We start from the raw sequence: 10,348 nt of genomic DNA, 5'->3' as shown, positions 1-10,348 counted from the left end.
GTGTAGGTCTGCACCGCGCCGGTGTAATTGAAAGTCGTCTGCGCCATCACCCCGGGCGCGGCCAGCAGCAGCAAGGCGGCGCCCCATGCGGCCCGCAGCAGGCCGCGTGAAGGCGCCGGCTTGCGGGGCAGACCGGGGCGGGAAACAGGGCGTTGAAGAAGCATCATGATTGGGGGGCCGCCGTGCGGGAAGGAGAAAGCGCGGCGCCGGAAGGCTCGCCGAACACGTTCTCGTCAAACTTGAAGCGTACACGCAGATAGAGGCCGCGCTGGGTATAGGCCTCGCCCACCATGTCCGCGGCCTTGAAACCCTTGAAGTTATAGCCCACTGACACCCACATGTTTTTCCAGGCGAGGTAGCCGACTTCCACGCCCGCGGCGGTTTCGGCGGCGCCGTTGCCCCACATGCGGTAGGCCTGCAGGCTGACGTCCCAGTTCTGGGTCAGGTCCCAGGTGGAACGGCCGCCTATCAGCTGCGTGAAGGAGCGGCTGCTGATGCCGTTGGAGCGGTCCCGGCCCCACTTGGCGGCGTAGCGGCCGCTCATGGCCCAGTTGCGGTTGGGCTGCACGTTGAGGTGGGTGGACAGGATCAGGCCGGATTCGTCGCGGCTCAATCCGGGGCCCAGGGTGTTGTCCGAATCCTTTTTGTACTCGACGCGGCCCAGCGCGTTCCACGTGTCGGTTGCGACCGGGCGGTAGGCCACACCGGACTGCGCCGTGATGAGCTCGCGCTTGCCGCCGCCCGCGCCGAGGTTGGTCTGCTCGCTGTAGAGGCCGCGGTTGAGCAGCGTCCAGCTGTCGTCCAGCTTGTTGGCCAGCGCGCCGGTGAGCAGCCAGCTGCTCGAATTGGTCGAGGTCTGCCACTGGACCTGGCCCGAGGCCTTCCAGGTGGCCGCGGCGGTGTAGTCGGCGCCCAGCGTCACGGCGCTGGAGTCGTCGACGACCACACCCGAAATCGGCTTGATGCGCTGGACGCTGGCCGTCAGGCCCACGCCGTTGTCCAGGCGCCAGAGCCGGCGCAGGCCCAGGGCGGCTTCGCTGGTGCGGCCGTTGATGCTGTCGCCCATGCGGTATTCATTGAACAGCTGCGTGCTGTCGGTCAGCTCGGTGTTGATGCCGGCGACGGTGGTGTACTGCGAGGTCGAGGCGTTGAGCGTGTAGATGCTCTTGAGGCTGTTGATGAAGTCGTGGCGCGCATACAGGCGCGTCGTCGAATTGATGGCGTAGTTGCCGCCCACGCCGACTTCACGGCCGCCGCTGCCGTCGATGGCGTACTCGGCCAGGCCGTAAACGTCGGCCTGCGGTACGTCGGGCACGGGCACCGTCACCTTGACGCGCGCGGTGGTGGTGCCGACTTCCTCCGAAGAGCCCGCCGCCATCGCCGCGGCCGAGGGAACGATGGGCACGGTGGAACCCGGCAAGGCCGGGCCGGACAGCGCGGCGGCGGTATTGGCGGCGCTGTAGCGCACGCCGACTTCCACCTTGATGTTGCCGGCCATGCTGTGCTCCAGCTTGAGCTCGGCGCCGGTCTGCGACGCGCCGGTCACGCTGTTGGCGGTGCGCAGCGCTTCGCCGACCACGCGGTTCTTTTCGTCCACCGCGTAACCGAGCTTGGCGCCGTACTCGGACTGGCCGGCCGACTGCACGCTGTTGGGGTTGAAGAAGCCGGCGCTGGTCTTGGCGCCCCAGACGCGCGCCTGCAGCGCCTGGTCTTCATGGCGGATCTCGACGCGCTGGCCCGAACCCTTGCCCTGCAGGTCGGTGCTGCTGCGCGCGATTTCGCCGGTGGCCACCGTCTTCTCGCCGAGTTTGGCCGTTACATTCAGGCCGTCCAGGTTCTGGCGGTTGGCCGGGTCGGTGTCGCGCATCGTCGAGGCGCCCAGCGTCACGGCCGGCGTGACCTCCAGGCGGGCCTCGGCGCCGGCGACGGTGTGTTTCACGCCGCCCGTGTCGACCGAGTAGCTCACGCGCACAAAGATGGGGTTGAGGTCGGTGTCCACGCTGGGCACCGGCGACTTCAGCAGCAGCCGGCCGCTCATGGGTTCGATCTCGTAGTCGGTGAACTGCGTGAGCGGCGTGTCGTTGACGATGACCGAGGCCTGGCTGCGGTTGCGCGTGAGGATGTTGACCTGCTGGCTGTTGACCACGCCGTTGATGTTGAGCAGGAAGGGGCCGGAGGTGCCGTTGGCGCGGAATTCCTGCACCAGCTGCGTGGTCGCGGTGCGGCTGGCGAAGCCCTCCACGGTGACTGCGCCTTCCTGGTAGCGGCCCTTCACGCCGTTGAGCGCCCGCGAATACTGCGTGAGCTGGCGCGCCGCGTTGTCGCTTTGCGTCGAGTAGTCGCCCAGCAGCGCGTAGTTGCTGCCGTTTTGCAGCATCACGTAAAGCTTGCCGGTGGACTGCGCGTCAAAGCCGCGCGCCGATGAATCGCCGTACACCGGGTAGAACTGGCCGGGCTGGATGTCGCGGAACAGTGCCGTGTCCGAAGGCTTGTCGGAGTCGTAGGCCAGCGTCAGGAGCGAGGAACCGAGGACCTTGCCTTTAAGGAACAGCGCGGTGCGCGCGGCGGCTTCGCCCTTGCCGCCGGAAAAACTGCGCGAGGTGCTCTGGATCTGGCGCTCGAACACATCGCCGCTTTGGGCGGGCTGCAGCGCCGAGGGGTTGAGTTTGCGCAGGTTGATCGTGCCTTCGACGATACCGGCGGCGATCATGGGCCGCAGGTTGGGGATGAACTCGATGGTGGAGGTCGACTTGACGGTGCCGCTGGTGATGGTGAGCTCGGCCTTGCCGGGCTGGGCCGGCGGCAGCAGCAGGAAGCGGCCTTCGCCGCCCTCGACAAACACCTGGGTGCCGGGCTGGCGCGCATCGAGGTCGGGGGTCTGCCACTGGCCCTGGCTGGCCTGCAGGCTGACCTGGGTGCGCGCGGCCACGGGCAGGCCCTGCGCGTCGCGCAGCGCGATGGTGACGGGCACGGCGGTCGCGCCGTCGGCGACCAGCTGCGCGGGCGCGCCGATGTCGATCTTGGCCAGCGCGCCGGGCACGCGCAGCGTGATCTGCGCGGTGCCGCGGGCATTGCCGAAACCGTCGAGGGCGCGCACGGCCAGCGTGTTGCGGCCGGGTTTCAGGTCCACGCCGATGTATTCCCAGGCCAGGACCTTGTTCTTCTCAAGGCTGCTTTTCTTGCCGACCTGCGTCGCGGGCACGGGCTGGCCATTGACGGTCAGTTCAAAGCGGGCGCCCAGCGGTCCCTTCACGCGGACCCGGGTCTGCGCGACCGGCAGCAGCTGCTCGTCAACCAGGCCCACAAAGGCGGTCGCCGCGTCCAGTTCCGGCAACAGGTCTTCCAGCGGTTGCAGCACCTGTTCGGCCGCGGCCGGCTCGGCGCCGGCGGGCTGTGCCGGCTCCACGCTGGCGGGCGTGTAGATGGGCTTGGGCAGGCGGGCATTGGGCGCGGCGGGGCCGCCGGTGTCACCCACGGCGCCCAGGTTGCCTTGCAAAGGAGCCGGCGCCACGGCATTGCTGCCGGCGTTGTTTTGCTGCGCGCCCGGCAGGCCCATGGCGCCGGCGGCGGGCAGCGTGCGGCTGTCCGCCGCGACGGCGCCGCGGTTGGCCTGCAGCAGCGTGCTGGCGGCCTGGGTGATTTCCGACGGGTTTCCCAGCGCCTTGCGGCGCGCGGCGATCTGGTCGCGAATGCCGGGCGTGCATTCGGCGATGGCGAAGTCGGCCTTGTGCAGCTCGCCGTTGATGAGGTCGACGAAACGGCTGCCGGCGTCGAAGGCGTTGCGGTTGTTCAGCACGGCCAGCGTGGCACCCGCGGGCAGCGTGATGTTGTCGACCTTGGCCACATGGGTGCGCGGCTCCAGGCCGTAGAAGCTGTACTTGCCTTCCTCGTCCGTCACGGCGTACGTGCCGTCTTCCAGGTAGATGCGCACGCCCGGAATGCCCGGCTCGCCCGCGTCCTGCACGCCGTCCCTGCTGCAGTCGGCGAACACCTTGCCGAACACATAGGCCTTGTTGGAAAACACGCCGCCCACCACCTGCACACGCACGCTGGAGCTGTTGGAGCGCACCGCGCCGCTGGCGGCCTGGGCCGTGTTGATGCCGTTGCCGCTCTGGCTGCCCGCGCCCACGCGCACGCGGTAGGTCAACACGGGCTGCGCGCCGGCGGCGAGGTTGCCGACGGCGAATTGCAGGCTGGGGCCGGCGCCGCCGGCGGGGTCGGCCAGCACCGCGCCGTTGAGGCGCGCGGTGCCGCGCACGTAGGCGAAGCCGGCCGGCAGGCTGTCGCTGACCACGGTGGCGGGCAGCGCTGCGGCGGAAACGTTGTTGAGCTTGATCGAATAATCGACAAAGTCGCCGATCTCGGCGGTCTTCTTGTTGGCGGTTTTCTGGATGAAGAGGCCGCCCGTGGTGGCGCCGGGGTCAAGGGGAACGTCGAAATGCACCGGCGCGAGCGCCACCAGAAAATTGCCGCCATAAGAACCCGGCGTGTCGATCACCCGGCCGGCCGGCTGCAACGCCGCAGGCACGCGCGAAGGAAAAGAAAAGCCGGCCGGCGGGGTAACCACCAGTCGATAGCGACTGTTGAGCACCAGCGGAAATTCATAAAAACCGTCGGCCGCCGTCACGACGACGCTGGGCGCCGGCGTGACGCCGTCCATCAGGAACACCACGGCCGGGCCGCCGGGGTTGCCGCCGTTGCCCGCACCGAGGACGTCAATCAGCTGCACCGTGGCGCCGGCGACGGGCTGGTTGGTGGCCGAGTTGTAGATGGTGCCCGAAGGGTCGACCAGCAGCGTGGTGCTGACCGACACCGAGATGCCGCCGCAAGCCGTGATGGTGGCGACCACGGTGTCGTTGCGCAGCACCTCGAGGATGCCGTCGCCGGAGGCCACGATGTGCGAGGCGGCGTTGGCGGTGGGAACGCTGGGCAGGATGCGGAACACGCCGGTGTTGGGCCCGGTTTCCACGGCCGTGAAAGTTTCCGAGTCGCCGGTGAGCTGGCTCACGATGGTGATGGCCACTGTGCCTATCGTGCTTGGGTCGGCATTGCAGATGGACGCGTCAGCCTGCACATACAGTGCGTTGCCTGGAATGCTCTGGGCGGCGTGCGCCGTATAGCTGTTGTTGGTATAGAACTGGAGGCTCGCCGTGTGCGCGGGCAGCGGTAGCACCACGGTGTTGCTGGCGGTGGTCAGCGGTGCGGCGGCATCGGTCCAATCGGCGTAGGCCGCGCCCGTCACGTTGTTGGCGGCATTCGAATTGACCATGACGCTGAACTGCCCCAGGAACAGGCCGCCCTGCGGCAAAGTTGCGATGGCCCAGGCCACCGCATCCACCACGGCGCCGCCCGGCACAGTGGTGACATAGCTGCCGGTGGCGGCGCCCTGCAAGTGGTACAGCGTCTGCGCGCCGGGATTGGTGGCGGGCTGGACTGAAGCGAATACCGTGTTCACCGGCACCGGTGCGCGCAGGATGAACAGCGCGGCGGGCGCGCCGTTGACCGTCACGTTGGCGGGGCTGGCCGCCATGTTGCCGTTGTTGATGGCCCTGGCGGTGAAGTTGAGCGCCACGCTCTGGGTCGCGGTGGCCGTCGAAGCGGCGTAGCTGACCTGCACGGCCGCGCCGTTGGTCAGGTTGAGGGTGTCTGTGTTGGTGGCCGTGGCGTTTTGCAGCTGGCTGACCGCGCGCAGGCTGAGCTGCGCGGTCTGGCCGGGCACCGCGCCGGGCGGAATCTGGCCGGTGATCAGGAGGCCCGCGGTGGCACCCACGGCCACCGGGACCACGCCGCCGGCGGGAACCACCGGCTCGCCGGCATCGACCAGGCCGTTGCCGTTGACGTCCAGCACCACCTTCAGGTTCAGCGGCGTGAAGGCGCTGCCGCCGGCCACGCTGGCGGTCACCAGGTAGTTGGTGGCGGTGTTGCCGGTATTGGCCAGGTTGTGGCTGATGGTGAAGGAGGAACCGACACCGATCAAGAGGTTCTGGCTGGCGGTCAGCGTCAGCGCTTCAAGCGCCGCCACCGTGGTGTTCACGGTGTTGGAATTGATACGCACCGGCAAGCCCGTCGCCGTGTCCACGAAGGTCGCGCTCGCGGTATTGCTGATCACCGTCCCCACCGGGGTCGGCGCTGCCTGTGCGGCTGCCCAGAAGAGCAGCAACATGCAGGAGATCAGCAGTTTGCGCAGCGGGCGAAAAAGCATGTGGGTTGGATGGATGGTTGGGTTGCGGCAGGGCGTCGCTTTCCAAAGGGCACGCTGTCGTGCCCTTGGAAAAGCGGGGAAGCTTTCGCTTCCCGCGCAAGAGGTCAGTCCCGGGTCAGGGGTTGATACGGACGCCGAAGGTCACGATGGCCGACTGACCGGGGGTCAGGGTGCCGATCGTCGCGGTGACGGTGCCGGCTGCGGCCGCGGCTGGGCCGGTCACCGTACCCACCGTGCTGGCAGCGGCGCTGCTCAGCGTGGTGTAGCTCGGTGTCGCGTCGGACACGACGACGGAGGTCGCATTCGCGGATCCCACGTTGGTCACCGTGATCTGGTACAGCACGCACTGGTTGGGACGGGCGCTCAGAGTCGCCGCCGCGTAGACCGTGCCGCCATTGGGGCCGGCGCAGGCCGTATCCAGGGATTGCGCCTTGGACAGGGTCAGGTTGCCGGCGATCACAGTGGTGCTGTCAACAGCGGTGGCCACGGCGGGAACCGTCGTCGCGTAGCTGCCGTTGCTGGTGGTGACCGTGATGGTCGTGGCATCCACCGCGCCGGGGGTTGCGCCGCTCGGTGCGATCACCTTGTTGAACACGGTGATGGAAGCGCCGGGCGCCAGGCCCGCGGGCAGGACACCCGCTGCATGCAGGGTGCTGCTGATCTGCGGGTCGGTCGCGTCGAGCACGCCGTTGGCGTTGGCATCGTAGTACAGCGCGGACGTCCAGCCGGCCGGAGCCTGGTTGTCGGAGGCGGACAGGGTCAGCGTGCTGACCGTGCCGTTGCCTTCCAGCACGTTGCCGGTGTTGGTCAGGGTGTGGCTGTAGACGTAGGAGCCACCGGGATAGGTCTGRCCGGCGCCGTTGGGCGTCAGGGTGACCGAGCGCACGGCGTTCACGACCACCGCGTCATGCAGCGTATCCGAAGCATTCGACGTGGGCGACAGCGTGCGGAAGTACAGCTGCGTGGTGCCCGCTGCAAAGCCGGCAGGCACACCGACCACCGCGCAGACGACGACGTTGCCGCCGGCGGCCACGGAGCCGGTGTTGGTGATGGTCGCGCCGGTGGTCGAGCAGTTGCCCACGCCGCCGTCGGCACGGAAGCTGACCGTCCAGCCGGCCGGCAGCGTCACGCTGGCGAAGGTGTTGACCGTGCTGGCGCCCAGGTTGTAGCTGTCCGGCGAAGGGCCGGTGTTGTTGGCCACGATGGTGAAGACCGTCGAGGCGCCGGGATTCAGCGTGTTGGTGACCTGCGCTGCGCCTTCACCGTTGGCGAACACGCCCACGCCGGGAACACCCACCGCGGTCGGCAGGTTGTTGGTCGCGTCAACCGCGGAGTTGGCCACTGCCGTCAGCTGGTCGGGAGTGCTGGCCGTCTTGGTCGGGTCGAACACCGACGTTGCCGTCTTGGTGATGATGAACGGCGCGCCGGTGTTGGTCGCGTTCGGCGGCAGCGTGGCCTTGAGGATCACGTTGTAGGTCGCGCCTGCGGCCAGGGGGCCGGTGTCGACCGTGCCGTCGCTGTTGGTATCGACCAGCGGCGTGACGCCGTCGGTCTTGTACAGCTGGAAGGTCGTGCCGGCCGGGAAGTTGCCTGCGCTCAGCGTGATGTTGAAGGTGTCCGAGCCGTTGCCGGTGTTGGTCACGGTGTTGGTGAAGCTCACCGTCGAGCCGGGTGCGGCCGGGCCGGGCACCGTGGTGCCGGTCAGCGTCACGGCTGCGGTCTGCAGCACCGTGAAGGGCACGGTGTTCGAGCCACCCGTCACCGTTGCGGCGSCATTGTTATAGGACGTCGTGGCGGTGTTGTTCAGCACACCGGGCGCGGTGCCCGCAGCCACGGTCACGCCGAAGCTGATGGTGCCCGACTGGCCGGCCGTCACCTGGTTGAGCGTGACCAGCAGGGTCTTGGTGCCCAGGGTGTAGCCCGAAGTCAGGGTGTTGGGTGCGGAGCCGCTGGCGCCGCCGCTGTCGCTCAGCGCCGTGGCGCCGGTGACGCTCCAGCGTGCGGAGCCCGCGGTGTAGTTCAGGCCTGTCGGCAGAACGTCGGTGATCGCCACGGCGGTGGCCGTGCTGTTACCGGTATTCGTGTAGGTCAGGGTGTAGGTGATGGCCGTGCCGGCGGAGCCGCTGGACACGCTGGCCGACTTGGTCAGCGTCACGACGGCGTTGGTCGTGGCGGTGGTTATGTCGAGGTTGGACTGGGTTTTGGTCGGGTCGAACACGCTGGTGCCGGTCGCCGTGAGGTTGTTGGTCTGTCCCGCCGTGGCCGTGCCCGGGAGCGTGGCAACCACGATGTACTTGAACTGGCCGCCCGCGGCGACTGCGCCGGTCGAAGTGATGGCGGGGCCCGTGGGCGAACCGCTGCCGTTGTCGGCGAAGATCTGCACGCTGGCCATCGTGAAGCCTGGACCAGAGTTGCTGGTGATCAGGTTGAAGGTGTCCGTGCCGTTACCCGTGTTGGTCAGGGTATGCGGGTAGTACACCACGCTGCCCGGCGTCGCGTTCTGCGCGCCGTTGGCGGCCAGCGTCAAGCTGGCGATCTGCTGCACCGTGGTCTGCACCACGTTCGACGTCACCGTGCGCGTGATGCCGGATGCATCCGAGTACGTGGCCGAAGCCTGGTTGCTGATCGACGTGCCGGCGGGCGGCGGTGCGGCGTGTGCCGCCATACCGGCCATCGCGAGCGCGAAGGCAACGAACAAACCCACAATCCAGTGGGTGAAGAAGTGCGGCAGCCCTAAGGGCCGCGGACTCGGGGGGTTGGCATACATGGCGTATTACTCCTGGCTACAAGACAACGGTGAATCGACAGACAACTAACAAGAACTGGGAATCAGGGTTTGGCCGCCGACACGACGGCCGGCGAATCGATGCTCACGCGCAGGCTGACCACCGAGGTGGCGCCGGCGGGCAGGCTGCCGATTTCCCAGCGCAGGGCGCGGTAGTCGGCCAGAGGCACGGGCTCTTTGCGCGTGCTGCCGTCAGCCTGCTTGACCGTGCGGGTCAGCGGCATGGGCGCGAAAGTGCTGCCGTCCGTCGAGGCCTGGGCTTGGGCAGGCTGGTCGCTGGCKGCGATGAAGGTGGTACCCGGTGGCACCGGCACGGTGGCCAGCAGCTTGGCTGCGGCGGCGCTGCCGGTATTGCGGTAGGTCGCGCTGTATTGCAGGACGTCGCCCGGCTTGCCGTCGCCGGCAGGCTTGAGCACCGGCTTGCCAGCCACCATCTCGACGCGTTGCGCCAGCAGCTGGGACGTCACAGGCGCGGCTTGCGCCAAAACCACCTGCCCGAGGGCGAGACCAGCGGCAAAAATACAAAATTTGAAAATTGATTTCATGGTTTCACATCCTTTTCGTTACAAATCGGCGGGTAACAGCGCCATTGATTGACAGTGCGCAGAAGGCGCGGTCTGTATGCGTTTACAGCTCTTATGGCGTAACTTTATGTTACTGAGCACTGTTTCCTGGCTCGATTAATTCACGTTTCGCCCAAAAACGAGAAGAGAACCAGGATTTCTGTGAGAAAACACCCAGATTCGGGGCATATCTGAGCCTCACCTGTGACTTATTGTAATTTTTCATCGGCCTAACTTACAAGTAGTCACAAGTAGTAAGGCTTCTGTTTTGGGTAAAAAGTCACATAAAACGAAGGTGCGAGGGGATTTGGGCTTTGGGGCCGGGGGGTGAGTTGTTACAAGCGCGGTTGATTGCGCCGGCTTTAGTGCTTTTTGCTGAATCCGGCTGGCCGGGAGTGGCCCGGCGGCCAGTAACTTTCTTTTGCTTCGCCAAAAGAAAGTCACCAAAGAAAAGGCGACCCTGGTTGCTGCGTCCCTTCGCTTCGCTACGGGCAACCTGCGGTGCTCGGTCCAGACGGGGTCTCGCTAAACTCGCCTTCGGCTCAAACAACGCGATCCCTGATCCGTCTGGACCTCCGCTCCTCGGCGCATCCACAAGGGGTGGGGARTGAATACCAATACCTAAGAAACAAGGACTCGCCACGGCGAGTCCTTGTTTGYATTTGTCTTCTTTRTCTTTYKGTRTTTGGTTCCCGCTCCCGATTGCCCCGTCCTGGCTGGGCCGAGGAGCGCAGAGACAAGCGGATCAGGGCCGGCGTTGTCTGAGCGAAGCGAGTTTAGCCGGACCCCGCTTGGCTC

3 protein-coding genes are annotated in these 10,348 nt (G+C 67.0%); all 3 read right to left on the bottom strand.

Translation table 11 applies throughout. From position 1 onward, the window contains the following. Positions 1 to 163 precede the first annotated feature (163 nt). Complete coding sequence (locus AC1D1Y_RS25340) at positions 164 to 6,202, bottom strand: SdrD B-like domain-containing protein (RefSeq protein ID WP_477684781.1); 6,039 nt, start codon at positions 6,200 to 6,202, stop codon at positions 164 to 166. 115 nt (positions 6,203 to 6,317) lie between these two features. Next, the gene (locus AC1D1Y_RS25335; RefSeq protein WP_477684780.1) at positions 6,318 to 8,969 is read right to left on the bottom strand and encodes a beta strand repeat-containing protein; all 2,652 of its coding nucleotides are present in this window, start codon (positions 8,967 to 8,969) and stop codon (positions 6,318 to 6,320) included. Positions 8,970 to 9,031: 62 nt separating this feature from the next. Then, complete coding sequence (locus AC1D1Y_RS25330; RefSeq protein ID WP_477656173.1) at positions 9,032 to 9,532, bottom strand: hypothetical protein; 501 nt, start codon at positions 9,530 to 9,532, stop codon at positions 9,032 to 9,034. Positions 9,533 to 10,348: the final 816 nt, after the last annotated feature.

This window comes from Polaromonas sp. P1_G1 (assembly GCF_056405595.1).
The sequence above is the reverse complement of the archived record's forward strand: the minus strand, read 5'-3'. Positions and strand labels throughout refer to the sequence as shown.